The organism is Variovorax sp. 01N425, assembly GCF_056399465.1.
The window spans coordinates 53,916-79,325 of record NZ_JBFTRJ010000012.1 but is presented as its reverse complement, the minus strand read 5'-3'; the positions used below and the strand labels follow the sequence as shown (position 1 = coordinate 79,325).

At 69.2% G+C, this 25,410-nt stretch carries 25 protein-coding genes; 14 read left to right on the top strand and 11 right to left on the bottom strand.

The features are described 5' to 3' along the window. Window positions 1-12: 12 nt before the first annotated feature. Genes AC1DSC_RS21685 through AC1DSC_RS21675 form a run of 3 tightly spaced genes read right to left on the bottom strand, consistent with a single transcriptional unit; the run spans window position 13 to window position 3,547 of the window. On the bottom strand, window positions 13-1,104 hold the full coding sequence (locus AC1DSC_RS21685; RefSeq protein ID WP_012748442.1) for an ABC transporter permease: 1,092 nt from the start codon (window positions 1,102-1,104) through the stop codon (window positions 13-15). Further along, window positions 1,101-2,618 (bottom strand): sugar ABC transporter ATP-binding protein, encoded by a 1,518-nt coding sequence (locus AC1DSC_RS21680; protein ID WP_012748441.1) that lies wholly within the window; start codon window positions 2,616-2,618, stop codon window positions 1,101-1,103. Before AC1DSC_RS21680 ends, AC1DSC_RS21685 begins: the two co-directional genes overlap by 4 nt. Beyond that, window positions 2,615-3,547: an SMP-30/gluconolactonase/LRE family protein gene (locus AC1DSC_RS21675; RefSeq protein ID WP_012748440.1), complete on the bottom strand. Its 933-nt coding sequence runs from the start codon at window positions 3,545-3,547 to the stop codon at window positions 2,615-2,617. Before AC1DSC_RS21675 ends, AC1DSC_RS21680 begins: the two co-directional genes overlap by 4 nt. A 231-nt stretch (window positions 3,548-3,778) precedes the next feature. Between AC1DSC_RS21675 and AC1DSC_RS21670 the strand changes: the two genes are divergently transcribed. Next, window positions 3,779-4,789, top strand: coding sequence for a LacI family DNA-binding transcriptional regulator (locus AC1DSC_RS21670; RefSeq protein ID WP_012748439.1), 1,011 nt, complete (start codon window positions 3,779-3,781; stop codon window positions 4,787-4,789). An 18-nt stretch (window positions 4,790-4,807) separates the two neighbouring features. Here AC1DSC_RS21670 and AC1DSC_RS21665 read toward each other — a convergent pair whose 3' ends face one another. Together AC1DSC_RS21665 and AC1DSC_RS21660 are read right to left on the bottom strand one after the other, a co-directional pair. Next, window positions 4,808-5,878 carry an L-idonate 5-dehydrogenase gene (locus tag AC1DSC_RS21665; RefSeq protein ID WP_012748438.1) on the bottom strand — a complete coding sequence of 357 codons (1,071 nt, stop codon included), beginning with the start codon at window positions 5,876-5,878 and terminating at the stop codon, window positions 4,808-4,810. A gap of 12 nt (window positions 5,879-5,890) precedes the next feature. Then, window positions 5,891-6,844: a 2-hydroxyacid dehydrogenase gene (locus tag AC1DSC_RS21660; protein ID WP_012748437.1), complete on the bottom strand. Its 954-nt coding sequence runs from the start codon at window positions 6,842-6,844 to the stop codon at window positions 5,891-5,893. Between the two features lie 166 nt (window positions 6,845-7,010). On the opposite strand from AC1DSC_RS21660, the gene AC1DSC_RS21655 reads away from it, so the two are divergent. Genes AC1DSC_RS21655 through AC1DSC_RS21645 form a run of 3 tightly spaced genes read left to right on the top strand, consistent with a single transcriptional unit; the run spans window position 7,011 to window position 9,057 of the window. Beyond that, window positions 7,011-7,772 (top strand): glucose 1-dehydrogenase, encoded by a 762-nt coding sequence (locus AC1DSC_RS21655; protein ID WP_012748436.1) that lies wholly within the window; start codon window positions 7,011-7,013, stop codon window positions 7,770-7,772. A gap of 2 nt (window positions 7,773-7,774) precedes the next feature. After that, complete coding sequence (locus tag AC1DSC_RS21650; RefSeq protein ID WP_012748435.1) at window positions 7,775-8,668, top strand: NAD(P)-dependent oxidoreductase; 894 nt, start codon at window positions 7,775-7,777, stop codon at window positions 8,666-8,668. 50 nt (window positions 8,669-8,718) lie between these two features. After that, window positions 8,719-9,057, top strand: a complete 339-nt coding sequence (locus AC1DSC_RS21645; RefSeq protein ID WP_012748434.1) for a putative antibiotic biosynthesis monooxygenase — start codon at window positions 8,719-8,721, stop codon at window positions 9,055-9,057. Between the two features lie 6 nt (window positions 9,058-9,063). Here the strand turns inward: AC1DSC_RS21645 and AC1DSC_RS21640 are convergent, their stop codons facing one another. The 6 genes from AC1DSC_RS21640 to AC1DSC_RS21615 all read right to left on the bottom strand — a co-directional run bounded on the left by AC1DSC_RS21640 (window position 9,064) and on the right by AC1DSC_RS21615 (window position 14,745). Next, window positions 9,064-9,540: a hypothetical protein gene (locus AC1DSC_RS21640; protein ID WP_012748433.1), complete on the bottom strand. Its 477-nt coding sequence runs from the start codon at window positions 9,538-9,540 to the stop codon at window positions 9,064-9,066. A gap of 196 nt (window positions 9,541-9,736) precedes the next feature. Beyond that, the gene (locus AC1DSC_RS21635; RefSeq protein WP_012748432.1) at window positions 9,737-10,756 is read right to left on the bottom strand and encodes a tripartite tricarboxylate transporter substrate-binding protein; all 1,020 of its coding nucleotides are present in this window, start codon (window positions 10,754-10,756) and stop codon (window positions 9,737-9,739) included. 17 nt (window positions 10,757-10,773) lie between these two features. Continuing rightward, window positions 10,774-12,180 (bottom strand): sensor histidine kinase, encoded by a 1,407-nt coding sequence (locus tag AC1DSC_RS21630; protein WP_012748431.1) that lies wholly within the window; start codon window positions 12,178-12,180, stop codon window positions 10,774-10,776. Further along, on the bottom strand, window positions 12,177-12,842 hold the full coding sequence (locus tag AC1DSC_RS21625; protein WP_012748430.1) for a response regulator: 666 nt from the start codon (window positions 12,840-12,842) through the stop codon (window positions 12,177-12,179). The genes AC1DSC_RS21630 and AC1DSC_RS21625 overlap by 4 nt, the downstream gene beginning before the upstream one ends. A 24-nt stretch (window positions 12,843-12,866) precedes the next feature. Further along, window positions 12,867-13,877 carry a Bug family tripartite tricarboxylate transporter substrate binding protein gene (locus AC1DSC_RS21620; RefSeq protein ID WP_012748429.1) on the bottom strand — a complete coding sequence of 337 codons (1,011 nt, stop codon included), beginning with the start codon at window positions 13,875-13,877 and terminating at the stop codon, window positions 12,867-12,869. A gap of 73 nt (window positions 13,878-13,950) precedes the next feature. After that, window positions 13,951-14,745: an IclR family transcriptional regulator domain-containing protein gene (locus AC1DSC_RS21615; protein WP_012748428.1), complete on the bottom strand. Its 795-nt coding sequence runs from the start codon at window positions 14,743-14,745 to the stop codon at window positions 13,951-13,953. 200 nt (window positions 14,746-14,945) lie between these two features. Here AC1DSC_RS21615 and AC1DSC_RS21610 point away from each other — a divergent pair, with 200 nt between their 5' ends. The 10 genes from AC1DSC_RS21610 to AC1DSC_RS21565 all read left to right on the top strand — a co-directional run bounded on the left by AC1DSC_RS21610 (window position 14,946) and on the right by AC1DSC_RS21565 (window position 25,409). Next, window positions 14,946-15,869: a shikimate dehydrogenase family protein gene (locus AC1DSC_RS21610; protein ID WP_012748427.1), complete on the top strand. Its 924-nt coding sequence runs from the start codon at window positions 14,946-14,948 to the stop codon at window positions 15,867-15,869. 32 nt (window positions 15,870-15,901) lie between these two features. Next, entirely contained in the window at window positions 15,902-16,453 is a 552-nt protein-coding gene (locus tag AC1DSC_RS21605; protein WP_012748426.1) for a TRAP transporter small permease, read from the top strand. Between the two features lie 15 nt (window positions 16,454-16,468). Further along, entirely contained in the window at window positions 16,469-17,749 is a 1,281-nt protein-coding gene (locus tag AC1DSC_RS21600) for a TRAP transporter large permease subunit (RefSeq protein WP_012748425.1), read from the top strand. A 50-nt stretch (window positions 17,750-17,799) separates the two neighbouring features. Further along, window positions 17,800-18,810 (top strand): TRAP transporter substrate-binding protein, encoded by a 1,011-nt coding sequence (locus AC1DSC_RS21595; protein WP_012748424.1) that lies wholly within the window; start codon window positions 17,800-17,802, stop codon window positions 18,808-18,810. A 16-nt stretch (window positions 18,811-18,826) separates the two neighbouring features. Further along, window positions 18,827-19,660: a shikimate dehydrogenase family protein gene (locus tag AC1DSC_RS21590; protein ID WP_012748423.1), complete on the top strand. Its 834-nt coding sequence runs from the start codon at window positions 18,827-18,829 to the stop codon at window positions 19,658-19,660. Window positions 19,661-19,759: 99 nt separating this feature from the next. Next, the gene (gene pcaB, locus AC1DSC_RS21585) at window positions 19,760-20,968 is read left to right on the top strand and encodes a 3-carboxy-cis,cis-muconate cycloisomerase (RefSeq protein WP_012748422.1); all 1,209 of its coding nucleotides are present in this window, start codon (window positions 19,760-19,762) and stop codon (window positions 20,966-20,968) included. After that, complete coding sequence (locus tag AC1DSC_RS21580) at window positions 20,968-21,396, top strand: carboxymuconolactone decarboxylase family protein (RefSeq protein ID WP_012748421.1); 429 nt, start codon at window positions 20,968-20,970, stop codon at window positions 21,394-21,396. The genes pcaB and AC1DSC_RS21580 overlap by 1 nt, the downstream gene beginning before the upstream one ends. Then, a complete protein-coding gene (locus AC1DSC_RS21575) occupies window positions 21,393-22,613 on the top strand; it encodes a multidrug effflux MFS transporter (RefSeq protein WP_012748420.1) in 1,221 nt (406 codons plus the stop codon). The genes AC1DSC_RS21580 and AC1DSC_RS21575 overlap by 4 nt, the downstream gene beginning before the upstream one ends. Further along, window positions 22,610-23,374 (top strand): alpha/beta fold hydrolase, encoded by a 765-nt coding sequence (locus AC1DSC_RS21570; RefSeq protein ID WP_012748419.1) that lies wholly within the window; start codon window positions 22,610-22,612, stop codon window positions 23,372-23,374. The genes AC1DSC_RS21575 and AC1DSC_RS21570 overlap by 4 nt, the downstream gene beginning before the upstream one ends. A gap of 142 nt (window positions 23,375-23,516) precedes the next feature. Beyond that, a complete protein-coding gene (locus AC1DSC_RS21565; RefSeq protein ID WP_012748418.1) occupies window positions 23,517-25,409 on the top strand; it encodes a bifunctional sugar phosphate isomerase/epimerase/4-hydroxyphenylpyruvate dioxygenase family protein in 1,893 nt (630 codons plus the stop codon). The last annotated feature ends 1 nt before the right edge of the window (window position 25,410 follow it).

Genomic DNA, 25,410 nt, shown 5'->3' with positions numbered 1-25,410 from the left:
TGCGGTGAACCGTCACTTCGACGGCGTTGAGGGAACCGGTTGTTGCGCATGGTCGAGCTGGCGCTCGGCGATGCGCCGCTTGATCGAGCGGTTGCGCCGCTGCTGCGCCCAGCCCGCGATGCCGATGGACACCAGCAGCGTGAGCCCGTTGAAGAGCGGCTCGACATAGAAGGCACCGCCGAACTGCTGGATGCCCGAGATGCCGATGGCCAGGATCGCCACGCCCACCAGCGTGCCCCACACGTTCACGCGGCCCGGCCGGATGGTGGTGGAGCCGAGGAAGGCGCCGACCAGCGCAGGCAGCAAAAACTCCAGCCCCACGCTGGCCTGGCCGATCTGCAGGCGCGAGGCGAGCAGCACGCCCGCAAAGCCCGAGAGCAGGCCCGATGCGACGAAGGCACCCATCACATGCTTGCGCACCGCGATGCCGTTGAGCTGCGCCGCCTTCGGGTTGGCGCCGATCACGTACAGCGCGCGGCCCAGCGGCGTGAACTCGGTAACGACCCAGAGCGTGACGCTCACCGCGAGCACGTAGAAGGCGCCGACGGGCAGGCCCAGCAGGCTGCCGCCCGCGATGCCGACGAAGCCATCGGGCAGGTCGCCCACCACCTGGCGTCCGCCGCTGTGCCACATCGCGACCGCATAGATCACGGTGCCGGTGCCCAGCGTGGCAATGAAGGAGTCGATCTGCGCAAGCTCGACCAGGAGGCCGTTGAGCACGCCGAACAAGGCCGCGCACAGCAACACGATGAGCACCGCGGCCGGCCACGGCAAGCCGAACTGCGTCTGCAGGCTGATCGCGAGGATGTGCCACAGCACGATGCCGTAGCCCACCGTGAGGTCGATCTTGCCGGTGATCATCGGGATGGTCGCGGCGAGCGCCAGCAGCGCGATCACCGACTTGTCGGCCAGGATCGCGCGCAGGTTGAACAGCGTTGGAAAGGTGTCGGGCAGCAGCAGCGAGAACAGCAGGGCGAGGCCCGCCATCAGCGCCACGAGGCCATAGACCGGCATTGCGCGGCCGATGCGCTGCGCGAAGGAAACGGCCTCGCCGTCGAGCGACTTGTCGGGCTCCAGGGCGGTGGATTTGATCGAACTGCTCATGCGGAAATTTCCTCGTGCGCCACGGCGGCGCCTGCTGCCAATGCCAAAAGTTTTTCCACCGTGATCGCATCGCCCGTCAATTCGGCGGCGATCAGCCCGTCGCGGAAGACGAGCACGCGGGTGCACACGGTCGCGATTTCCTCGAAGTCGGTGGAGACCACCACCAGCGCGGTGCCGGCCTCCGCGCGCTCGCGCAGCACGCCGTAGATCTGCCGCTTGGCGCCGACATCGACGCCGGCCGTGGGCTCTTCGAGCACCACGAGCGGCTTGCCCAGGTGGAACCAGCGCGCCAGCACCACCTTCTGCTGGTTGCCGCCCGAAAGCTGCTGCACCTCGGCCGACGGCGCGGGCGGGTTGATGTCGAACCGGCGGATCAATGCGAGCGCGCTGTCGTTCTCGCGGCGCGGACGATCGAAGGCCAGGCCGCGATCGCCATGCAGCGCGGCGTTGGGGAACAGGTTCTCCAGCACCGTCATCGAGCCGGCGAGGTTTTCTTCAAGGCGTTCGCCGGCGACATAGGCCACGCCCGCGCGAATGGCATCGGCGGGGCAGGTGAAATCGCATTCCTTGCCGAGCAGCCGCATGCGGCCGGCCGACAAGGGCTCGCGCCCGAAGATCGCGCGGCTGATGGCCTCGTGCCCCGCGCCGCGCAGGCCGACGAGGCCCAGCACTTCGCCGCGGTGCACAGAGAGGCTCAGCGGGCCGGCATTGCCGCTGGCCGCGCCGTCCAGCTGCAGCACCGGCACGCTTGCTGCCGGAACGCTCGCCTTGGGCACCGAGGCCGAGAGCGCCTTGCCGACGATCAGCCCGACCAGCTCGCCTTCGTTGGTGTGCGCCGTGGTCTTCACCGCCACCAGCTTGCCGTCGCGCATCACGGCTGCGCGGTCGGAGATGGCCATCACTTCGTCGAGCCGGTGCGACACGTAGAGCATCGCCATGCCCTGCCGGCGCAGTTCGCGCAGCACGCCGAACATGCGCTCCACGTCGCTCATCGGAAGGCTGGCCGAGGGCTCGTCGAGCACCAGCAGGCGCGCCTTGACTTCGAGCGCACGGCCGATGGCGAGCAACGATTTCTCGGCCCGCGTGAGCGAGAACACGCGGCGGCCGGGATCGATGTCGCAGCCCACGCGCGCCATCACGCGGCGTGCGGTGTCGTTCGCGGCGGACCAGTCGATGAGGCCGAAGCGGCGCGGGTAGCCGGTGCCGAGGCACACGTTCTCGGCCACGGTCATCCATTCGACAAGGCCCAGGTCCTGGTGAATGAAGGCGACGGGTTGCTCGCGTCGGTCGGTGCGCCGCCAGGCGGCTTGCGGCTGGCCGTCGAAAAGAATCTCGCCCTGGTCCGCGGGATAGATGCCCGCGAGCAGCTTGATGAGCGTGGATTTGCCCGCGCCGTTCTCGCCGAGCAGCGCGAGGATTTCGCCGGCGCGCACATCGAGCGTCACGTGGTCCACGGCCTGCGTGCCGCCGAAGCGTTTGCAGAGGGACTGGAATTGCAGGAGGGGCGCGCTCATGGGCAGGTCGCTCCGCGCGTGTGGAGGCGGATGCGATAGAGCGAAGTGGAGGCGCACACGTAGAGCGCGTTGCCGTCGCTGCCGCCGCTGCCGCCGAAGGTGAGGTTGCCCACCTTTTCCGGCACGGCGATGCGCGCCATGCGCGTGCCGTCGGGGTGGTAGACCTGCACGCTGTCGGCGCTGCTCGTGTAGAGGAACCCGTTCACGTCGATGCGAAAGCCATCGGAAAGCCCCGGGTTCACCATGGCGAACACGCGCGGGTTGGCGAGGTCCTGTCCGCCGATCACGTCGAAGGCGACGATGTGGTGGTGGCCCGAGCCGTCGGTGCGCAACGCGGCCGAGGTGTCGCTCACATAAAGGATGCTTTCGTCGGGCGAGAAGGCCAGGCCGTTCGGCTCTTCGATGAAGTCGCTCACCGCACGCAGCGCACCGGTGGCGGGGTCGAAGCGAAAGACATGGTTGCGGCCCAGTTCGCTCTCGGCCTTGTGGCCTTCATGGTCCGAGACGATGCCGTAGGGCGGATCGGTGAACCAGATGCTGCCGTCGCGCTTCACGACCACGTCGTTCGGAGAGTTGAGGCGCCGGCCCTGGTAGCGGTCGACCACGACCTCGTCGGCCAGCGGCACGAAGCCCGGGCCGAAGCGGGTGCGCACGATGGCACGCCGGCCGTGCGAGCAATGGAGCAGGGCGCCATCGGCCTCGCGCGTGTGGCCGTTGGTGAACTCCACGCCTTCGCGCCACACGCTCATGCCGGTGTCGGCGTGCCAGCGCAGCATGCGGTTGTTGGGAATGTCGCTCCAGAGCACCGCGCCGTCTTCGTGCATCCACACCGGGCCTTCGCTCCATGCCGCCCCGGTGCACAGGCGTTCGAGCGGCGGGGCGCCATGGACCACGGATGCGAAACGGGCGTCGAAGACTTCGATGGTCATGGCCGAAGTCTGGCATCGAGTGTGATACCGGTAACCTAGGCTTTTCCCGAACAGGAGTGCGGTCTGGCGTCACTCTAGAATTTCCACCATGCCGGACATCGGAAGATCCGATCCGGATGCGAAATTTTCGTTATCGGTATCCATCGAATCCCTCGCATATCCTCAAGCCCATTCCAGAGAGAGCACTTGCCCCCGACCAAAGCCCCCGCCCCCCCGTCCCGCCCGGCAACAATGGCCGACGTGGCCGCGCGCGTCGGCGTCTCGAAGATGACGGTGTCGCGCGCGCTGAACCGCAGCGCGGGCAGCGACCGCGCGACCTCCGAGGCGCTGCGCCAGCGCATCCTGCAGGCCTGCGAGGAGATGGGCTATGTGATCGACCAGACCGCGCGCACTTTCTCCAGCAAGCGCTCGGGCTTCATCGCGGTGCTGATCCCGTCGCTCAACAACTCCAATTTTTCCGAAACCGCGCAGGGCATCACCGCGGCCGTCGAAGCGCGCGGCCTGCAGGTGCTGCTGGGCTATACCGACTACCGCGTGGAGAACGAGGAGCGCCTGCTGCGCGCCATGCTCGCGCGCCGGCCCGAAGGCGTGATCCTCACCGGCGGCTCGCACACCCCCGCCGCGCGCGCCATGCTGCAAGCGGCGGGCGTGCCGGTGGTCGAGACCTGGGACCTGCCCGCCACGCCCATCGAGCACACGGTCGGCTTCTCCAATGCGGAGGCGGCCGGCGCGATGGTGCGGCACCTGCACGGCCAGGGCTACCGGCGCATCGCCTTCATCGGCGGCACCTCGAACCGCGACACGCGCGGGGCCGACCGGCAGCGCGGCTACGCGCAGGCGATCCGCGAACTCGGCCTGCCCGACGGCCGCGTGATCAGCTTCGGCCAGCCGCCGATTTCGATGGCGCAGGGCGGCGAAGCGGTGGCGCAATTGATCCGCCAGTGGCCCGACGTGGACGCGGTGCTCTGCGTGTCCGACCTGTCGGCGTTCGGCGCCTTGATGGAATGCCAGCGCCGCGGCTGGGAGGTGCCGGGCCGCATCGCGATCGCGGGCTTCGGCGACTTCGAGGTGGCCCGCGCCTCGCACCCGCGCATCACGACCGTGGCGGTGGATTGCGTGGGCCTGGGCAAGGCGGCCGGCGAACTGCTGCTGCGCGTGATGGACGGTGCCGCCGACGGCCATCGCCCACCGCCGGAGACGGTGCTGATCCCGTTCCAGATCACCCAGCGCGAGAGTTCCTGAGCCCGCTCCCGCGCAGGCTCAGGCGGTTGCGGCTTCCCCGGCGTCCGCAAAATCGATCAGCACCTTCATCGCCTGCTTCCGGTCGCTCGCCAGCTCGAAAGCCTCGCGCGCCTGCAGCATCGGAAAGGTGTGCGACACCACCGGCGACAGGTCGACCCGCCCTTCGTTGATGAGCCGCACCGCCAGCGCGAATTCCGCATGGAAGCGGAACGAGCCGCAAATGCTGAGCTCCTTGGCCACCACCATGTTCTGCGGAATGCTCACGTCGCCGCCCAGGCCCAGCTGCACCACCACGCCGCGCGGGCGCATCACCTCGAGCCCGTCGCGCAGCGCGCGTTCGTTGCCCGAGCATTCGAGCATCACGTCGAACGTGCCCTTGTCGGCCGAATAGCGCGACACCCAGGCCTTGTCCTGCGCGACGTTGATGGCGTGGTCGGCGCCGATGGCGCGTGCAATCGCGAGCGGTTCGTCGACCACGTCGGTCGCCACGATCTCGGCCGCGCCGTGCACGCGCGCCGCCGCAATGGCCAGCACGCCGATGGGCCCGCAGCCCGACACCAGCACGCGCTTTCCCAGCAGCGGCCCTGCGCGCGAGACGCCATGCAGCCCGACCGAGAACGGCTCGGCCAGCGCCGCGAGGCGCAGCGGCACGTGGTCCGCCACCTTCACGCATTGCGTGGCCTCGCACAGCAGCATGTTGCGGAATGCGCCCTGCACGTGCGGCATGCGCATGGCGCTGCCGTAGAAGCGCATCTCCAGGCACTGGTTGGGCAGGCCTTCGAGACAGAACTTGCAGGCGCCGCAGGGGCGGCTCGGATTGATGGCGACCTTGTCGCCGATGCGCACGCTGTCGACGCCGGGCGCCGTGGCCACCACGGTGCCGGCCACCTCGTGGCCCAGCACCATCGGCTCCTTGATGCGCACCGTGCCGAAGCCGCCGTTGTGGAAGTAGTGCAGGTCGGAGCCGCAGATGCCGCCCATGCCGACCTTCACCAGCACCTGGCCCGGGCCGATCTCGCCCGCGTCCTGTTCCTCCAGCCGCAGGTCGTCGGGGGCATGGATCACGAGGCACATACAACGCATACGCATGGAATTTCTCCTTCAGGCCACGGGGGTAATGAGAGGCAGGCCGCCGAAGTGCGCCTGCAGGTTGCGGCGCACCAGCTCGCCCATGGCGCGGCGGGTCTGCTCGGTGCCGCTGCCATGGTGCGGATGCAGCACCACATTGTCGAGCGCCGCAAAGCGCGGGTCGATGCGCGGCTCGTTCTGGAACACGTCGAGCGCCGCGCCTGCGATGCTGCGCTGCTCGAGCGCCTGCAGCAGCGCGCCCTCGTCGACCGTGGTGCCGCGCGACACGTTCACAAGCCAGCCATTGGGCCCCAGCGCCTGCAGCACTTCCGCGTTGACGATGCCCCGCGTGGCCTCGCCGCCGGGCAGGATGACGATGAGCACGTCGCACCATTCGGCCATGGCCGCGAGGCTGCCGAAGTGGCGATGCGGGCTGTCCTCGCGCGCCGTGCGGCTGAAGTAGCCCAGCTCCATCTCGAAGCCCGAAAGCCGCCGCGCGATGGTGCTGCCGATGCGGCCGAAACCGGCGATGCCGATGCGCTGGCCGAAGACGCGCGTGGTCAGCGGCATGCCGCCGTTGGCCCAGGCGCCGCTGCGCACGAAGGCATCGCCCGCGGGAATGCGCCGCTGCAATGCCAGCGTGAGCCCGACAGCGAGGTCGGCCACGTCGCCGTTGAGCACGTCGGGCGTGTTGGTCACGCGGATGCCGCGGGCGCGGCAGGCCGCAAGGTCGATGCCGTCGGTGCCCACGCCGTAGCAGGCGATCAGTTCGAGAGCGGGCAGGGCGGCGATGAGCTCGGCGTTCGCGCCCAGTTCGCCGCGCGTGGCGACCGCGCGGATGTTCGGCGCATGTTCGGCGATGAAGGCCTGCCGGTCGGGTGCCTCCCACAGGCGGTGCAGCGTGTACTGCGACCGCAGGGGTGCCATGTCCCATTCGGGGTAGGTGCCGGGCATCAGCACGTGCGGGGATGGGGTGGCAGCGGTCAAACGGTTCTCCTGCGGTGAATCGCAAATATGATATCGGTAACTCTAGAGTCCGCGAAGGAGAGATGGAATACAGGTTTCACCCATTGACGATAATTAAAGATACCGGTAACTTGAAGAGACTGTCACACACCCATCCGCATCCGCTTTCCTCCCCAAGGAGCTTTTCTTGAAATTGTTCGACCTGTCCGGGCGTATCGCCCTCATTACCGGCTCCAGCAAGGGCATCGGCTTCGCGCTGGCGGCGGCGCTCGGTGCGGCCGGCGCTCGCGTCGTGCTCAATGCGCGCGATGCCGCTTCGCTCGCCGCGGCCCGCGATGCGCTGCGCACCCAGGGCGTGGCAGCCGAGGCCGTGTCCTTCGACGTCACCGACGCCGCTGCCGTGGAAGCCGGCGTGGCCCGCATCGAAGCGGAGATCGGCCCGATCGAGATCCTCGTCAACAACGCCGGCATGCAGCATCGCGGTCCCTTCGCGGAGTTTCCGATCGATGCCTGGCACAAGATCACCACCACCAACATCGACAGCGTGTTCCTCGTCGGCCGCTTCGTGGCGCAGCGCATGATCGAGCGCAAGCGCGGCAAGATCATCAACGTGTGCTCGGTGCAGAGCGAACTGGGGCGGCCCAACATCGCGCCCTACGCCGCCACCAAGGGCGCGGTGAAGATGCTCACCAAGGGCATGGCGATCGATCTCGGCAAGCACGGCATCCAGGTCAACGGCCTCGGCCCCGGCTACTTCAAGACCGAACTCACCGAGGCGCTGGTGAACGACGAAGCCTTCACCGCATGGCTCTCGGGCCGCACGCCGGCCGGACGATGGGGCGATGTGCAGGAGCTGGGCGGCGCGGCCATCTTCCTGGCCTCGGATGCCTCGAGCTTCGTCAACGGCCACATCCTCTACGTCGACGGCGGCATCACCGCCAGCCTCTGACCATGACATTCCACCGCCAGCGCATCGCCGTGATCGGCGTGGGCATCATGGGCTCGGCGATTGCGCGCCGATTGCTCGAATGCGGGCACGCAGTGAGCGTGTTCGATCCCGACAAGGCCAAGGTCCAGGCGCTGCAGGCGCAGGGCGCCCACGCCGCTCCCACCGCGGCCGACGCAGCGGCCGCGAGCGACTTCGTGATCACGAGCCTCAACGCGGCCGCCGTGGTCGAGCGCGCACTGTTCGGCGAAAACGGCGTGGTCGATGCGCCGGCGGACGCGCAGCGGCTGGTGATCGACATGTCCTCCATCGATCCGCCGTCCACGCGCCGGCTCGCGCAGACATTGCGCGAACGCACGGGCATGGGCTTCGTGGATGCGCCGCTCTCGGGCGGCGCGCCCAAGGCGCTGCTCGGGCAACTGACGGTGATGGCGGGCGGCAGCGTGGAGGACGTGACGCGCGCCCGCGCCGTCATGGACAGCCTCTGCGCCAACTACACCCACATGGGCGAGAGCGGCGCCGGGCAGACCACCAAGCTGGTCAACCAGCTGCTGTGTGCCATCGGCTTCCAGGCCGTGGCCGAGGCGGTGCGAATCGCCGAAGCCGGCGGCGTCGATGCCTCGAAGCTGCCCGCGGCCCTCGCCGGCGGCCGCGCCGACAGCCAGATCCTGCGCGAGTTCGGGCCCAAGATGGCCGCGCGCGACTACACGCCGACAGGCCGCATCGACAACATGCTCAAGGATCTCGAGGCGGTCCAGAGTTTTGCGCAAGGCCAACGGCTGCCGTTGCCGCTTGCGGGCATCGTCTCGGAGCTGCATCGCACCTTCGTGGCGGCCGGCCTCGGGCCCGAGGACACCGCGGCCATGATGCGGCAGTTCGACGGCTATGCCCGCGGCTGAACACGCGCCGATTCCCATCCCGTCGAACTCAATCAAGGAAACGAAAAATCATGTTCATCCGCTGCGCGTTTTTCAAGGGGCGGGTCAAGCCCGGCATGGAGCAGGCTTTCGACCGCCATGTGCACGAGACGCTTGTGCCGCTGTGGACCCGCTTTCCCGGCGCGCTCGAAGTGCGCGTGCTGCGCCAGCTGGAAAGCGATGTGGGCGATCCCGAGCTCGCGATGGTGCTGTCCATCCGCTACGCGACCCGCGAAGACATCGCGCGCGCTCTCGATTCACCCGTTCGCTACGAAAGCCGCGAAGCGTCCAAGGCGCTCTTCGACATGTTCGACGGGACCGTTTTCCATACGGTCTTCAGCGCCGAGGAATTCGTGCTCCCCACCGCCTGACTGCGCTCACTGGCTCGCCGACGCGTGCAGGTCGCGCGGCAGCCGCAGCGTGGTCGCGCTGGCTCCCGCGGGGCAGGGGCCGTCGGAATAGATCGGATTGCCATTGGGCATGAGGCACTTGCTCACCACGGTGACGGCGGGTGCCGCCCTGGCGGGCTCGACGGGAGCTTCGAAGTTCGCATTCGCCGGCGATGCGCGATGGAACACCGGCATGGCCGGCTCCACCGATGAACGTTTCACCGAATCCGGCAGCCCGAGGCGGCCGGCCGATTGGATGGCCTCGACATAGGCTGGCATGACCGCAGGTGGCGTAGCCGGCGTGCGCGCCGCGTTCTCGTGCACCAGGTCTTTCAACGTCACGTAGAAGAGGGACACCGCCACCAGCGCCACCGCCAGGCACGGGGCCCAGTACCGTTCGGAGCCGCCGCGGGACTGCGAGGCCTCGCGCGGCTTGAAGGTGTCGATCCTGTGTTGCAGGCTCATGGCCCAGGCTCCGTGCTCGTGTCCAGCCGTTGTAAACGGCAGGGACCGTGCGCATCTGTAGGCCTGCGCCATGCGTCTTGACGGAATCCGTCCCGAAACCGCTACGGAGAAGATCACTGCCCCGCCCATTGGCGTGAGCGCGCCCAGGGGCCGGCCGCTGACGGGATGCGGCATCGGCCGGTGCTGCTTCGTGTGCTCAGGGCTTCCAGCGGCGCAGTCCGAGTTCGTCCGCGAGCGCCTGGTAGGTCTTGATGCGCGCCTGCACGTAGTCGTCGAGCGCGGCGCCGGTGAGCGCGAAAGGATATAGGCCGTGCCGTTCGCGCAGCGCCGCATAGCCGGGCGCGGCCGCGGCTTCGGCGAAGGCCGCGGTCCAGGCGCGCATGGCGGCATCGGGCACGTTCGCGCTCAGGTACAGGCCGCGCACGGTCGGCCAGACGATGTCCACGCCTTGCTCGCGCGCGGTCGGCACGCCGGCGAGCGCACCGCCCAGCCGCGCCTGCGAGAGCACGGCCAGCAGGCGCACCGCCGCGCCGCCCGCAATGGCCTGCAGCGCTTCGGCTGCATCGCCCGGGAACACATCGACGTGCCTTCCCTGCAGCGCGCCCAGCGCATCGCCACCGCCTTCGAAGGACACGAAGCGCATGGCCCGGTGGTCGCGGCCCGCGGCGCGCACCAGCAGTGCGGCCTTCACCCAGTCCTGGCTGCCGACCGTGCCGCCCGCGCCGAAGGCCACGCGCGAGGGCTCCTGCCGCAGGGCGGCGATCAGGTCCGGCAGGCGCTTGTAGGGGGAGTCGCGGTGAACGGCGATCACGCCGTAGTCGGTGCCGAGCGTGGCGATCCAGCGCACCGCCGTAGGCGGGTGCGGCCCGAAGCGGCCTTGCGCAAGATTGAGCAGCGAGCCGCTCGAGAACGCCACCAGCGTGCCCGGTCCGCCGAGCCGGCCGGTGGCAATGCGGTCGAAGGCCACCGCACCGATGCCGCCCGGCAGGTAGCGCTGGCCCAATGGCGGACGCCTCGGGCGCACCGCCTGCAGCGCGTCGCGCGCGAGGGCGCAGGTGAGGTCGAAGCCGCCGCCGGCCTTGGCGGGAATGATGCAGTCCGCCGCGGCCTCGGACGGATCGTTGGCCGAGGCCGCAGTGGCGCGAAGACTTCCGGGCAGCAGCAATGCCGACAGTGCGCGAAGCGCATGGCGGCGGGTAGCAGAGGGGATCGGCATGGGCTGTGTGCGCCCGGCTAGCTGGCGGCCGGCCGAGGCCACCAGATGATCGCATGCAGGCCCGTGCCTGCCTCGCGTGCCTCGAGCCGCAGCTCTCCCCGGTGCCGCTGCGCGATGGAGCGTGCAATGGCCAGGCCGAGGCCGAAGCCGCCCTTGCCCGCGCGGGCGCCGCGGCGAAAGCGCTGGCCCAGCGCGGCGCGCTCTTCGCCGCTCAGGCCCGGACCGTCGTCTTCGACGTTGAGGCTCCAGCCCGCCGCATCGCCCGCCGCGAAGAGCGTGATCGTGCCTTCGGCCGGCGTGTAGGCGACGGCGTTTGCCACAAGGTTGCTCAACGCCTCGCGCAGCAGCCCGCGGTCCGCCACCGCGAAGAACTCCGGCGCGGGCGCATGGATGCCCAGGTCGATGCGCTTGGCGCGCGCGAGCGGCAGCAGGTCGACGGCCACTTCGCGCAGCAGCGCCGCAAGGTCGAATTCGGCGGGTTCCACCGCCACCGTGTCGCTGCGGCCCAGCGCAAGCAGCTGCTGCGCGCTGCGCGTCGCTCGGCCGATCTCGGTGCCGAGCGCATCGAGCGTGGCCTGCACCTGCGCCGGGTCCTGCTCGCGCTTCGCGTAGTCGGCCTGCATCTGCAGCGTGGTGAGGTGGGTGCGCAGCTGGTGGGACGCATCGTCGAGAAACTGGCGCTGCTGCGCCACCAGTTCCTGCGTGCGCGACATCTGCTGGTTGACCGCTGCGACGAGCGGGCGTACCTCGGCCGGCAGGTCGGCCTCCGCGATGCGCGTCAGGTCGTCCGGCGTGCGGGCCTGCACCTCGCGCGCCAGCCTCGACAGCGGCCGCAGCGCCGCCGCAAGCGCAAGCGCGGTGCCGCACAGCAGCATCGCCAGCACCAGCCCGTCGCGCAGCGCGGCGCTGCGGACAAAACGTGCGGTGAACTCCTGCCGCGAGCGCGTGCTTTCGCCCACCTGGATCAGCACGCTGCGTCCGGTGCTGCCGGCCGGCGCGCGGTCGAGGTCGCGCCGGTAGGCCGCCAGCCGCACGGACTCGCCGAAGTAGGTTGCGTCGTAAAAGGCCGGCACGCCCATGGCCAGCGTGGCGGGCGGCGCGGGCAGGTCGGCGCTGCCGAGTTCGACCAGCCCGTCGGAGGTCGCCACGCGAAAGAACACCTGGCCGCTGGCCGTGAGCTCGAAGAACTCGAACATCGTGTAGGGCAGCTCGACCGAGAGGCCGCCCGAGGCCGTGGAGATGTTGGCGTCGATCGACTTGAGCGCGCCGAGCAGCGAACGGTCGTAGGCCGCATTGGCGGCGGCCAGCGCGTCGTGCCGCGTCATCCACAGCTCGATGCCGGTCACCAGCAGCAGGGCAGGGAACAGCAGCAGCGCGAGCCGCTGCCACAGGCTAGCGCGCCGCAGGCGAGCCGCAATGCTCACTCGGTCTCCAGCACGTAGCCCAGGCCGCGCAGCGTCACGATGCGCACGCCGCTGCCGTCGAGCCGCTTGCGCAGCCGGTAGACCAGCACCTCGACAGCTTCCAGATGCACCTCGTCGTCGTCGGAGAACACGCGGTCGAGGATCTGCTGCTTGGACAGCGGCTCGCCGCTGCGCTGCACCAGCGCGCGCAGCACCGCCTGTTCGCGCGGCGACAGCGCCAGCGCCTCGCCGCCCAGCACGAACTGGCGGCGCGCGCCGTCGTACGCGAGCGGGCCGCAGGCCAGGCGCGGATGCTCCACGCCGCGCGCGCGGCGCACCAGCGCATGCAGCCGCGCCTCGAGCTCGGCCAGCGCAAAGGGCTTGGCGAGGAAGTCGTCGGCGCCCGCGTTGAGCGAGGCCACGCGCTCGTTCAGCGAATCGCGCGCGGTGAGGATCAGCGCGGGCAGCCGCTGGTCGCGCTCGCGCAGCCGCTGCAGCACCGTGTGGCCGTCCATGCCCGGCAGGCCGAGGTCGAGCACCAGCGCGTCGTGGTCGCGCTGCTGCAAGGCGCGGTCTGCCAGCCGGCCATCGTCCACCCATTCGACCTGGATGCCCGCATGCTCCAGCGCCTTGCAGAGCCAGGTGCCCAGGGTGTGTTCGTCTTCGGCCAGCAGGATGCGCATGGCGCGATGCTAGGGGCTGCGCCGTCAGTCGGGCTTGATGTTTGCCCTTGCAATGACCTTCTTCCAGCGCGCCTGCTCGGCCGCGATGAACTGCGCGAACTGCTCGGGCGTGCCGCCGACGGCTTCGGCGGCATCGGCCGTGAGCCGCTGCATCGAATCGGGCGACTTCACGGCCTTCATCGTCTCGGCCGAGAGCCGGGCCAGGTTCGCGGGCTCCATGTTGGCCGGCGCGAGCATGCCGTACCACTGCGTCATCTCGAAGCCGGGGAAGCCCTGCTCGGCCACCGTGGCCACGTCGGGCAGCTGCGCCAGGCGCTTGGCCGAGCCGGTGGCGATGCAGCGCACCTTGCCGGCCTTGATGAACGGAATGATGGCCGCGGCGCCGATGGCCGAGGCGTCGAGCCGGCCCGAGAGCAGGTCGGTCACCATCGGCCCGGTGCCGCGGTAGGGCACGTGCAGCATGAACACGTCCGCGGTCATCTTCAGGTATTCGAAGGCCAGGTGGCCCGCGCTGCCGTTGCCCGCGGAGCCGTAGCTCAGCTTGCCCGGCTTCGACTTGGCGTAGGCGATGAATTCCTTGAGGTTCTTCGCGGGCACGTCGGGGTGCACCACGTAGAGGCTGGGCACCTTGGCCAGCAGGCTCACGGGCTTGAAGTCCTTGTTGGGGTCGTAGGGCAGCTTGGCGAAGATGAACGGATTGACCGCCAGCGTGCCGATGTGGCCGAGGATGATCGTGTGCTGGTCGGTGCTGCGCGCCACCTCGCTCATTGCGATGTTGCCGGCCGCGCCCGGCTTGTTGTCGACGAACACGCTCTGGCCCAGCGTGCGCGAGAGCTCGGCGGCGGTGGAGCGCGCCACGATCTCCGAGCTGCCGCCCGGCGCAAAGGGCACGACGAAGCGCACCGACTTGCTCGGCCAGCCGGCCTGGGCCGAGGCCAGCGAAGGCAGCAGGCCGCCCAGGGCCAGGGCGCTGCCGCCTTGCAGCCATTGGCGGCGCGTGGGCTGCGGATCGTTCAGGAAGAAGTCGTCGAACATGGTGCTTGTCTCCATCGCTTGTGTGAAAGAAAGCCCGCATCCTGCCCCACGGATGCTGTCGGAAAGCTGTCGGTCAGATCAGGTTGCGCATGGCCTGCGCGGTTTCACGCAGGACCGGCAGCACGCGCGCCACCGCGTCCTCGGAGCTTTCGTGGCCCATCGGCATGGTGATGTTGAGCGCGCCCACCAGCGTGCCGTGGCGGTCGCGCAGCGGCACCGCGATGCCGCGCGAATTGAGGTCCAGCTGCTGCTCCGACAGCGCCCAGCCCTGTGCCCGGATGCGCGCGAGCTCCAGCTTCATGCGCTCCATGCTCGCGATGGTGTGCGAGGTGAACACCTGCAGCTGCCGCGTGGCGAGCCAGCCGGCCAGCTCGGCGTCGCTGCGCAGCGCGAGCATCAGCATGCCCGCGGCCGTGACCTGCGCCGGCACCCGCGCGCCCAGCACGTAGCCGGTGCTCATGCTGCGGTTGGGTCCGTTGCGCGCGATGTAGACCACCTCGTCGCCGTCCATCACGCTGAGGTAGGCGATCTCGCTGGTGCCGGCGGCCACGCGCTGCAGGAAGGGCTGGACGATGCGCGGCAGCCGGGCCGAGTCGAGGTACGACTGCCCAAGCCGCAGCACGCGCGGCGTGAGCCAGAACAATTTGCCGTCGCTCGCCACGTAGCCCATGTGCTGCAGGGTCAGCAGGTAGCGCCGCGCGGCCGTGCGCGTCATGCCGGTGCGTTCGCCGGCCTGGCTGGCGGTGAGGCGCGGATGGGCGTCGTCGAAGGCTTCGATGATGCTCACGCCGCGTTCCAGCCCGGCGATCCAGTCGCGCTTGTCGAGGCCGGCGGGCGCGGGGGAAAGATCGGTGGCATCGGTACTCATGGCCGAAGTGTGCCGTGCGGCGGGCTGCGCGGCGGCTCGGCCGGATCAGGACAAACCCTGTTTATGTACGATCATCGAACGAACAAGGATGATTGTCGATCGATTGGGGCTTGATTCCCGAGCGAAATCCACGGAGAGGTGGCTAAAGTTCGCCTTGGCAATGGTCCTGGAGCGATTGCCGTACAAAAAAGAGGCAAGACATGACCACCTCCATCAGCGGCAGCACCCTGGCTTACCTGATTCCCGGCGACCCCGTGCGCAACGTACGCCTGCCGCGGATGTTCAACGCCGCCTTCGAGCGCTTCGGCATCGACGCGGTGCTGGTGCCCGTGCAGGTGCCGCTGCGCGATTTCGCGGTGTTCTTCAAGTCGGCCTTCCTCGCGCGCAACGTGCGCGGCATGGTGATTGCGCCGCCGCACAAGCCGCTGGCGGTCGACCTGCTCGACGGCTGCGGCCTGTTCGGCCGCGTGGCGGGCTCGGTCAACGTGGTGCGCCGCATCGAGAACAGCGAGCTGGAGGGCGACCTGTTCGACGGCGAAGGCCTCTTGGGCGCGCTGGACCACTTCAACATTCCGTTCCGCGGCAAGCGGGTGCTGATCCTGGGCGCCGGCGTGAGCGCCGCGGCCATCGGCGTGGCGCTGGCCGAAGGCGGCACGGTCGACGGCGCCGAGCACATCGCCTTCTACGACACCTCGGCCGGCAGGGCGGCCGGCGTGGCGGCCAAGCTCGACGCCTTCTTCGACGCCAACGTGGTGGCGGTCGACAGCAATGCGCCCGAAGGCTACGACCTCGTCATCAACGCCACGCCGCTGGGCCTGGACGAAGCCGACGCGCTGCCCGTGGACGTCGCGCGCATGGACGGCCATGCCGCGCTGTTCGACATCCTGCTGCGCAACCAGCCGACGCCGCTGGTGCGCGCGGCGCGCGCGCGCGGCCTCAATGCGCAGGCCGGCTTCGAGATGCTGATCCAGCAGATGCCGCACTACTTCGGGTACTTCGGCCACAAGGATGCGGCCGAAGCGCTGCGCAAGGATGCGGATTTCCTGCGCGAGCTGATCTATCCGCCGGCCATGGCCGCAGAGATCAGGCAGCCCCTGCGCTACCAATCCCCGAGCGTGGCCTGACAGAGGAAACCAATTTACAAGGAGGAGACGCAATGACAAGGATTTTCGACGGCTACTGCAAGCTGCTCGACATGCTGATCGCGCTGGCGCTTGCCATCATGGTGGTGCTGGTGTTCGGCAACGTGGTGCTTCGCTATGCCTTCAACTCGGGCATCACCGTGTCGGAGGAAGTGTCGCGCTGGCTGTTCGTGTGGGTCACGTTCCTGGGGGCGGCGGTCGCGGTCAAGGAGCGCGGGCACCTGGGCACCGACTTCCTGGTGGCCCGCCTGCCGGTGCTGGGCAAGAAGATCTGCCTGGTGGTGGGCCATCTGCTCATGCTGTATGCGACCTGGCTGCTGTTCAGCGGCAGCCTGGCGCAGGCAAAAATCAATTGGGACGTGGAGGCGCCGGTGACCGGCGCATCGGTGGCGATCTTCTACGCCTCGGGCATCGTGTTCGCGGTGTCGGCGGCGGTGTTCCTGCTGAGCGACCTGGTGCGCGCGCTCACCGGCCGGCTGGGCGAAGAGGAGCTCGTGATGGTGCAGGAGTCGGAGGACCTTGCGCAGCTCGGGCGCGACGACGGCAACCCCCATGGCAAGCGCTGAGAGCCGGAGCCCCCAATGACCGTATTCATCTTCCTCGGCTCGCTGCTCGCCGCCATGGCGCTGGGCATTCCAATTGCCTATTCGCTGCTGCTTTCGGGCGTGGCACTGATGGTCCACCTCGACCTGTTCGATGCGCAGATCCTCGCGCAGAACGTGGTGAACGGCGCCGACAGCTTTCCGCTGCTTGCCGTGCCGTTCTTCATGCTGGCCGGCGAGATCATGAACGTCGGCGGCCTTTCCAAGCGCATCGTCCACCTGGCGCTGACGCTCGTCGGCCATCGCCGCGGCGGGCTCGGCTTCGTCGCCATCCTGGCGGCCTGCCTGCTGGCCGCGCTGTCGGGCTCGGCGGTGGCGGACACAGCCGCGCTCGCGGCGCTGCTGCTGCCGATGATGGTGCGCGCGGGCCATGACAAGGCGCGCGCCGGGGGGCTCATCGCTTCGGCCGGCATCATCGCGCCGGTCATCCCGCCCTCGATCGGCTTCGTGATCTTCGGCGTGGCCGCCAACGTGTCGATCAGCAAGCTGTTCCTGGCCGGCATCGTGCCCGGCATCATGCTGGGGGCGGGCATCGCCATCGCGTGGTGGTGGGTTGCCAAGCGCGAGAACGTCCAGCCTGCGCCCAAGGCCACCGGCGCCGAGCGCGCGAAGGCCTTCAAGGAGTCGCTCTGGGCGCTGTTCCTGCCGGTGATCGTGCTGGTCGGCCTCAAGATGGGCGTGTTCACGCCCACCGAGGCGGCCGTGGTCGCGGCGGTCTACGCGCTGTTCGTTGCGATGGTGGTCTACCGCGAGATGAACTTCGCGCAGCTCTACCGGGTCTTCGTGAGCGCGGCCAAGACCACGGCCGTGATCATGTTCCTGGTGGCGGCGGCCATGGTTTCGGCCTGGCTCATCACGGTGGCCGACCTGCCGAGCAAGCTCATCAGCCTGCTGGAGCCCTTCATGGGCAACCAGACCCTGTTGCTGATCGCGATCATGGTGCTCGTGATGGCGGTCGGCACGGCCATGGACATGACGCCGACCATCCTGATCCTCACGCCTGTCCTGATGCCGGTGGTCAAGGCCGCGGGCATCGACCCGGTGTACTTCGGCGTGCTGTTCATCATCAACAACGCCATCGGGCTGATCACGCCGCCGGTGGGCACGGTGCTCAACGTGGTGGCGGGCGTCGGCAAGATGAAGATGGACGAGGTGACGCGCGGCGTGCTGCCGTTCATGACGGCGCAGTTCATCGTGATGTTCCTGCTCGTATTTTTCCCCTCGCTGGTGATGGTGCCCATGCGCTGGTTCGCCGGCTGACCCCACGTTTCACGTTTCTTTTTTTGACTCAATCCCCAAGGAGACCATCCATGAAGAAGACCCTCACCCGGGCCCTTTGCCTCGGCATCGCACTGCTGCTGCCCGTGGCCGCCGCCGTTGCGCAGGACATCAAGGAGCGTTCGATCAAGTTCGCGTTCCAGAACCAGGGCGACCATCCGCAGGCCCTGGGCGCGAAGAAGTTCGGCGAACTCGTCGCGCAGAAGTCGGGCAACAAGATGCAGGTCAAGCTGTTCCCGGGCGGCACGCTCGGCGGCGACGTGCAGACCGTGTCGGCCCTCCAGGGCGGCACCATCGAGATGACCGTGCTCAACGCCGGCATCCTCTCCAACCAGGTCAAGGCCTTCGCGGTCTTCGACTTCCCGTTCCTGTTCGCCAATCCGCAGGAAGCCGATGCGGTGACCGACGGGCCTTTCGGCAAGAAGCTGTTCTCGGAACTCGCGGCCAAGAACCTCATCGGCCTGGGCTACTGGGACCTGGGTTTCCGCAACGTGACCAACAGCAAGCGCCCGATCAACAAGGTGGAAGACCTGGCGGGCCTGAAGATCCGCGTGATCCAGTCGCCGATCTACATCGATCTCTTCAATGCGCTGGGCGCCAATGCCACGCCGATGCCCTTTCCTGAGCTCTATCCGGCGCTCGAGCAGAAGGCGGTCGACGGCCAGGAGAACCCGAACACGGTCATCCGCACGTCGAAGTTCGCCGAAGTGCAGAAGCACCTCGCGCTCACGCAGCACGTCTACAACCCGCAGGCGCTGATCGTCGGCAAGAAGCTCTGGGATTCCCTCAGCGATACCGAGAAGAAAATCATGACCGAGGCGGCCGCAGAAGCCACCAGGTTCGAGCGCGAAACGTCGCGCGGGCAGGCGCAAGCCGCGCTGGAGGACCTGAAGAAGGCCGGCATGCAGGTGACCGAATTCAGCCCCGCCGAAATGCAGCGCCTGCGCGACAAGGTCAAGCCGGTGGTGGACAAGCACAGCGCCCTGGTGGGCGAGGCCGTGGTCAAGGAGCTGTACGCCGAAATCGCCAAGGTCCGCAAATAAGGGCGGGCCGATTTCCATGATTTCCGGCAAGACCACCCTCGTCGCGCACCTGGGCTTTCCCACCGAAAGCTTCAAGGCGCCGATGATCTACAACCCCTGGTTCGAGAAGCAGGGCATCGACGCCGTCGTGGTGCCGATGGGCGTGAAGCCCGAGGACTATCCGGCAACCTTCGCCGCGCTGTTCCGGCTCACCAACATCCGCGGTGCGCTGGTGACCATGCCGCACAAGATCACGACCATGGGCCTGGTCGACGAAGTCACGCCAACGGCAAAGATCGCCGGCGCCTGCAACGCGGTGCTCAAGCGCGCCGACGGCACGCTGGTGGGCGACCAGTTCGATGGCGCCGGCTTCGTGCGCGGCGTGCTGCGCAAGGGCTGCGTGCTCGAGGGCGCGCGCGTGCTGGTCTCCGGCAGCGGCGGCGTGGGCTCGGCAATTGCCGCTTCGCTGGCCGCGGCCGGCGTGGCGGAAATCGCGCTCTTCGATGCCTACGCGGCTTCGGCCGAAGCGCTGGCCGGGCGGCTGCGCACGCACTACCCGGCGCTGGCCGTGTCCACCGGCTCGAACGATCCGGCCGGCTTCGACCTCGTCGTCAATGCCACGCCGCTGGGCATGAAGGAGGGCGATCCGCTGCCCTTCGACGTGGACCGCATCGCGGCCTCGACCTTCGTCGGCGAAGTGGTCATGAAGTCCGAATACACGCCGCTGCTGCGTGCCGTCCGCGACAAGGGCTGCGCCGTGCAGGTGGGCACCGACATGCTGTTCGAGATGATTCCCGCGTACCTCGAGTTCTTCGGCTTCGGCACCGCCACGGCCGATGCGCTGCGCGCCGAGGCGAAGATCAGCTACTGAGCGAGTGCAACGCCTGCCCGCTGCCGTGCGGCGCGAGGGAAGACGCGGTGTAATGCGGTTGCGCTCGCTCGATTTTTTTGACGCAAGAACACATTCACCATGAGCATTTTCGAAGGCTTCCTTTCCACGTCCGAGACGCTTTCCGCCTTCAGCGACCACAACTTCGTCGGCGCGATGCTGCGCTTCGAGGCCGCATTGACCCGCGCGCAGGCCGCGCTCGGGCTGGTGCCGGAGACGGCCGCGCATTCGATCGTCGGCAGCTGCAAGGTCGAGCTGTTCGACGTGGCCAAGATCGTGCGCGACAGCGGCCGCGCCGGCAGCGTCGCGATTCCGCTGGTCAAGGCCTTGAAGGAGGCCGTGGGCCTGTTCAATCCCGCCGCCGTGCCCTTCGTGCATTTCGGCAGCACCAGCCAGGACGTGATCGACACCGCAATGGCGCTGGTCACGCGCGAAGGCATCGCGCTGATCGAGGCCGATGTCGACCGCGCCATCGAGGCGCTGCTGCAGCACGCCACGCAGCATGCGGCCACGCCGATCCTTGCGCGCACGCTGATGCAGCCTGCGTCGGTCACGAGCTTCGGCCTCAAGTGCGCCGGCTGGGCCGCGCCGCTGGTGCGCAGCCGGGCCCGCCTGCGGGGCGCCGCGCGCCATGCGCTGAGCGTGCAGCTCGGCGGCGCCGTCGGCACGCTCTCGCAGATGAAGGGGCAGGGCGCGGCCGTCGTGCAGCGCGTGGCGGACGAGCTCGGCCTCGGCAATGCCGGCGCCACCTGGCACACGCAGCGCGACGAATGGGTCGCGCTCGGCTGCGAGCTGGGGCTGCTCACGGGCAGCCTCGGCAAGATCGCGCGCGACATCGCGCTCATGGGCCAGTACGAGGTCGGCGAGGTGGCAGAGCCCACCGAGCCGGGCCGCGGCGGCTCCTCCGCAATGCCGCACAAGCGCAACCCGGTGGCGGCGATGGTGGCACTGGCCGCGGCCCAGCGCGCGCCGCAGCGGGTGGCCGCACTGTTGGCCGCGATGCCGCAGGAACACGAGCGTGCGCTCGGCGGCTGGCAGGCCGAACTGGCCGAATGGCCGCAGCTGCTGATGTCGGCGCACGGCAGCGCGCGTGCGTTGGCCAGTGCGCTGCCCGGCCTGCAGATCGACGCGGCGCGCATGCGCGCCAACATCGACACCCTGCGCGCGGAGCTGCCGCGCGAGGCGGCGGACGAATGGTTCGACCCCGCGCTGGCCGGCCCGGCCGGCGAAACCGCGCTGCGGCAAGTCGCGGCACTGCGCGCCCAACTGATTGCGAAAGACACCCCCTGATGACCGACGAAGCAAGCACCCCACCTTCCAACGACTACGAAGCCGGCCTCGTCAACCGCCGCCGCGTGCTCGGCGACGCCTGGGTCGACAAGTCGCTCGCCAACCGCAACGCGTTCAACGCCGAATTCCAGGAGCTCATCACCCGCCATGCCTGGAACGACATCTGGGGCCGGCCCGCGCTCGGCGACAAGACGCGCCGCTACATGGTGCTGTCGATGATGCTGGGCATCCACGCCTATGAAGAATTCGCGATGCACGTGCGCGCCGCGCTCGACGGCCCGCCCGAATCGCGCCTCACGCCCGAGGACATCAAGGAAGTCATCATGATGGCGGCCATCTACTGCGGCGTGCCGGTGGCGAACCACGCCTTCGGCATTGCGGCCGGCATCTTGCGCGAGAAGGGCTTGCTGGCCGCGGCCGCCCAGTGACCGGGCCGCGCATCCGCAAGGACCGGTTCGAGATCGGCTTCGGCCTGCTGCTGCCGCTGCTGCTCGCAGCGCAGCCCGTGGCCACCGACAGCTACCTGCCCGCGCTGCCCGCCATCGCCAAGGAGCTGGGCTCGGCCAGCACCAGCCTCACGCTCTTTGTGCTGGCCTTCGGTTTTGCACAGTTGCTGTGCGGCCCGCTGGCCGACCGCTTCGGCCGCCGGCCGGTGCTGCTGGCGGGGCTCGGCTGCTACGCGATCGCGGCGCTGGGCGGCGCCTTCGCCGGCAGCGTGGCGGTGCTCGCGGGCTGGCGCACGCTGCAGGGCTTTTCGATGGCGGCCATCCTGGTGTGCGCGCGCGCCGCGGTGCGCGACCTCTATCCCGCGCACGAAGGTCCGCACGTGATGGCGCGCGGGCTCACGGGCCTGGGCGTGGTGGGGCTGCTGGCGCCGCTCCTGGGCGCATGGCTGGTGCAGGGCGCCGGCTGGCGCTGGGTGATGGCGTCGATGGCGCTCTACGCGCTGGTGCTGCTTGCCCTCTGCTGGCGCTCGTTCGCGGAAACGCGGCGGCCGCTGGCGGGCGAGCCTTCGGCGCCGCGCGGCAGCACCCGCGCCGTGTTCGCGAGCCGCAGCTTCCGGGCCTGGGCCTCGGTGGCCGCAACCACCTACGGCGGCCTTTTCTGCTTCCTGCTGCTGTCGCCGATGGTCTACATCGGCTACCTGGGCTGGTCGCCCGCGATGTACGGCTGGATTCCCGCCGGCGGCTCGCTGGTCTACATCTTCAGCACCACGATGTGCCGGCGGCTGCTGCGCCGGTACGGGCCGGTGGGCACCGTGCAGCTGGGCGCCACGCTGAGCATCACGGGCGCGGCGATCCAGGCGCTGGGCTGCTGGCTGGCGCCGCACAGCGCGCTGCCGCTGCTCGCGGGCCACGCGGTCTATTGCCTGGGCCACGGCATCCACCAGCCCTGCGGCCAGGCCGGCGCCGTGGGCGACCTGCCGCACCTTGCGGGGCGGGCCGTGTCGTGGTCGGGTTTCGGCATGATGATGGTGGCGTTCAGCGTCGGGCAGGTGGCCGCGCAGTTCGTCGACACCAATTTTTCGAACGGCGCCTGGCCGATGGTCGTTCCGATGCTGCTCGCGGGCTGCGGGTTGCTGGCCATCGCGTTCCTCTGGCTGCCCCGTCTTCAACATCCGATCAAAGAAAAGGAATCAACATGACCCGTTTGAACGTCGTCCGCGAAGGCAGCGGTCCTTTTGTCGTGCTGAGCCATGCGCTGGGCTGCGACCTGCACATGTGGGACGGCGTGGCCGAGCAGCTTGCGCGCGCCCACACCGTGATCCGCTACGACCACCGCAACCATGGCGGCTCGCAGGTGGTGCCGGGTGCGCTGCGCGTGGAGACGCTGGCGCAGGACGCGGCCGAGCTCATCCAGCGCGAGGCCGGCGGGGAGCCGGTGCACTTCGTCGGCCTGTCGATGGGCGGCATGACCGCGCAGGCGCTGGCGGTGCGCCATCCCGAGCTGCTGCGCAGCGTGGTGATCGCGAATTCGTCGGCCCACTACCCCGACCAGTCGCCCTGGCGCGCGCGCGCCGAGACGGTCGCCGCCAAGGGCGTGGCCGCCATTGCGCCGGGCGCGGTGGCGCGCTGGCTCACGCACGGCTACGTCACCACGCAGGAGGGCAAGGCCGCGGCCGAGGCGCTGCACGACGTGCTGGTGCGCACCGATGCACAGGGCTACATCGAAAGCTGCAACGCGGTGGCCGCCATCGATTTCCGCGACAGCAACCGCCGTATCGCCGTGCCCACGCTGGTGATCGCGGGCCTGCAGGACGAGGCCACGCCGCTGGCGATGTCCGAAGCCATTGCGGCCGCCATTCCCGGCGCGCGCCTGGCCACCATCGACGCGGCGCACCTGAGCGCGGTGGAGCGGCCGGTCGAGTTCACGCAGCTGCTGATCGATTACTGGCGCAGCCTTTGAGAAGTGCGGGCTCCGAGCCCGGGGGACGGCCCTAGGTCTAACCCCTAATCCGTGCGAACAATGCACGCACGCGTCCGATGATCGAACGCTGGGCACATGTGGAGCGTTGTGGGCGGCGGCGGCTGTTCCTACAGTCACCCCCATGCATCGCTCCATTGCCACCGTCTCCCTCAGCGGCACGCTTCGCCAGAAGCTCGAAGCCGTTTCGGCCGCAGGCTTCGACGGCATCGAGCTGTTCGAGGCCGACTTCGTCAACTTCAAGGGCAGCGCCGCCGAGCTGGGCCGCATCGCCTCGGACCTCGGCCTCTCGATCGACCTGTACCAGCCGTTCCGCGATTTCGAGGGCATGCCCGAGGCGCAGTTCCGCCGCAGCCTGGAGCGCGCCGAGCGCAAGTTCGACCTGATGGAGGCCATGGGCGCGCCGCTGATGCTGTGCTGCTCCAACACCTCGCCGCCCTCGGTGAACGACCCGGCGCTGGCCGCCGCGCAGCTGCACGAGCTCGCGGAACGCGCCGCGCGCCGCAACCTTCGCGTGGGCTTCGAGGCGCTGGCCTGGGGCCGCCACACCTCGCTGTACGGCCAGGCCTGGAACATCGTGAAGCAGGCCGACCACCCGCACCTTGGTTTGATCCTCGACAGCTTCCACACGCTGTCGCTGAAGGACGATGCCACGGGCATTGCCGCCATTCCGGGCGACAAGATCTTCTTCCTGCAGATGGCCGACGCGCCGCTGCTGTCGATGGACGTGCTGCAGTGGGCGCGCCACCACCGCTCGTTCCCGGGGCAGGGCGATCTCGACGTGATCGGCTTCTTCGAGCAGGTGCTGCGCGCGGGCTACACCGGCGCGCTGTCGCTGGAAATCTTCAACGACCTGTTCCGCGAAACGCCCAACCGGCGCACCGCGGTGGACGCCATGCGCTCGCTGCTGTACCTCGAAAGCGAGGCGCGGCAGCGGCTGGCTTCCGCTGCCGATGCGCCGGCACTGAAGCCGCAGGTCGAGCTGTTCAGCCCGCCGCCCGTGCCGGCGCTCTCGGGCCTGTCGTTCATCGAATTCGCGGCCGACGAGGCCTCGGCCGGCACGCTCGGCGCGCTGCTGGAGCAGCTCGGCTTCCGCCGCGTCGGCCGGCACCGCTCCAAGGCCGTGGCGCTGTACCGCCAGGGCGAAATCAACCTGATCGTCAATGCGCAGCCGGATTCGTTCGCGCGCAGCCGCTTCGAGGCGCACGGCACCTCGGTGTGCGCGCTGGGCGTGCGTTGCGCCGATCCGCAGGCCGCGGTCGAGCGCGCCACTGCCATGCGCTCGCAGCGCCACGACAGCCCGGTCGGCCCGAACGAATTGCGCGTGCCGGCCATCGTGGCGCCGGGCGGCAACCTGATCCACTTCGTGCCCGAGGCCCTGGGCACCAACGGCCTGTACGAGGCCGACTTCATCCTCGAGCAAGACGCCGCGGCCGATGTCCGCGGCGCCGGGCTCGCGCAGGTCGACCACGTGGCGCTCGGCCTTGCGCTCGACCAGCTCGACACCTGGGTGCTGTTCACGCGCGCCGTGCTGGGGCTGGAGCCCGGCGAAAGCCTGGAGCTGGCCGACCCCTTCGGCCTGATCCGCAGCCGCGGCGTGGCCAACGCCGATCGCAGCGTGCGGCTGGTGCTCAACGTGTCGCTGAGCCAGCGCACCCGCACCGCGCGCACGCTGAGCCTGACCGGCGGCGGCGCGGTGCACCACATTGCGCTGCGCTGCGACGACATCTTCGAGAGCGTGGCGCGGCTGCGCGCCGCGGGCACGCGCTTCGTGCCCATTTCGGACAACTACTACGACGACCTGGCCACGCGCATCGACCTGGACCCTGTGCTGCTCGCAAAGCTGCGCGCCGCGGGCGTGCTGTTCGACCGCTCCCCCACGGGCGACTACCTGCACATCTACACCGAGAACATCGAAGGCGGACTCTTCTTCGAACTGGCACAGCGCACCGCGGGCTACGACGCCTACGGCGCGCTCAACGCACCCGCGCGCATGGCATCGCAGGCGCAGCAATAAA

Excerpts from the sequence above, each read along its gene's own strand:
- AC1DSC_RS21605 (WP_012748426.1), top strand. The coding sequence starts at position 15,902 with ATGACAAGGATTTTCGACGGCTACTGCAAGCTGCTCGACATGCTGATC.
- AC1DSC_RS21565 (WP_012748418.1), top strand. The coding sequence starts at position 23,517 with ATGCATCGCTCCATTGCCACCGTCTCCCTCAGCGGCACGCTTCGCCAG.
- AC1DSC_RS21620 (WP_012748429.1), bottom strand. The coding sequence starts at position 13,877 with ATGTTCGACGACTTCTTCCTGAACGATCCGCAGCCCACGCGCCGCCAA.
- AC1DSC_RS21580 (WP_012748421.1), top strand. The coding sequence starts at position 20,968 with ATGACCGACGAAGCAAGCACCCCACCTTCCAACGACTACGAAGCCGGC.
- AC1DSC_RS21570 (WP_012748419.1), top strand. The coding sequence starts at position 22,610 with ATGACCCGTTTGAACGTCGTCCGCGAAGGCAGCGGTCCTTTTGTCGTG.
- AC1DSC_RS21675 (WP_012748440.1), bottom strand. The coding sequence starts at position 3,547 with ATGACCATCGAAGTCTTCGACGCCCGTTTCGCATCCGTGGTCCATGGC.
- AC1DSC_RS21600 (WP_012748425.1), top strand. The coding sequence starts at position 16,469 with ATGACCGTATTCATCTTCCTCGGCTCGCTGCTCGCCGCCATGGCGCTG.
- AC1DSC_RS21615 (WP_012748428.1), bottom strand. The coding sequence starts at position 14,745 with ATGAGTACCGATGCCACCGATCTTTCCCCCGCGCCCGCCGGCCTCGAC.
- AC1DSC_RS21680 (WP_012748441.1), bottom strand. The coding sequence starts at position 2,618 with ATGAGCGCGCCCCTCCTGCAATTCCAGTCCCTCTGCAAACGCTTCGGC.
- AC1DSC_RS21610 (WP_012748427.1), top strand. The coding sequence starts at position 14,946 with ATGACCACCTCCATCAGCGGCAGCACCCTGGCTTACCTGATTCCCGGC.
- AC1DSC_RS21665 (WP_012748438.1), bottom strand. The coding sequence starts at position 5,878 with ATGCGTATGCGTTGTATGTGCCTCGTGATCCATGCCCCCGACGACCTG.
- AC1DSC_RS21625 (WP_012748430.1), bottom strand. The coding sequence starts at position 12,842 with ATGCGCATCCTGCTGGCCGAAGACGAACACACCCTGGGCACCTGGCTC.
- pcaB (WP_012748422.1), top strand. The coding sequence starts at position 19,760 with ATGAGCATTTTCGAAGGCTTCCTTTCCACGTCCGAGACGCTTTCCGCC.
- AC1DSC_RS21640 (WP_012748433.1), bottom strand. The coding sequence starts at position 9,540 with ATGAGCCTGCAACACAGGATCGACACCTTCAAGCCGCGCGAGGCCTCG.
- AC1DSC_RS21650 (WP_012748435.1), top strand. The coding sequence starts at position 7,775 with ATGACATTCCACCGCCAGCGCATCGCCGTGATCGGCGTGGGCATCATG.
- AC1DSC_RS21635 (WP_012748432.1), bottom strand. The coding sequence starts at position 10,756 with ATGCCGATCCCCTCTGCTACCCGCCGCCATGCGCTTCGCGCACTGTCG.
- AC1DSC_RS21670 (WP_012748439.1), top strand. The coding sequence starts at position 3,779 with ATGGCCGACGTGGCCGCGCGCGTCGGCGTCTCGAAGATGACGGTGTCG.
- AC1DSC_RS21685 (WP_012748442.1), bottom strand. The coding sequence starts at position 1,104 with ATGAGCAGTTCGATCAAATCCACCGCCCTGGAGCCCGACAAGTCGCTC.
- AC1DSC_RS21590 (WP_012748423.1), top strand. The coding sequence starts at position 18,827 with ATGATTTCCGGCAAGACCACCCTCGTCGCGCACCTGGGCTTTCCCACC.
- AC1DSC_RS21645 (WP_012748434.1), top strand. The coding sequence starts at position 8,719 with ATGTTCATCCGCTGCGCGTTTTTCAAGGGGCGGGTCAAGCCCGGCATG.
- AC1DSC_RS21595 (WP_012748424.1), top strand. The coding sequence starts at position 17,800 with ATGAAGAAGACCCTCACCCGGGCCCTTTGCCTCGGCATCGCACTGCTG.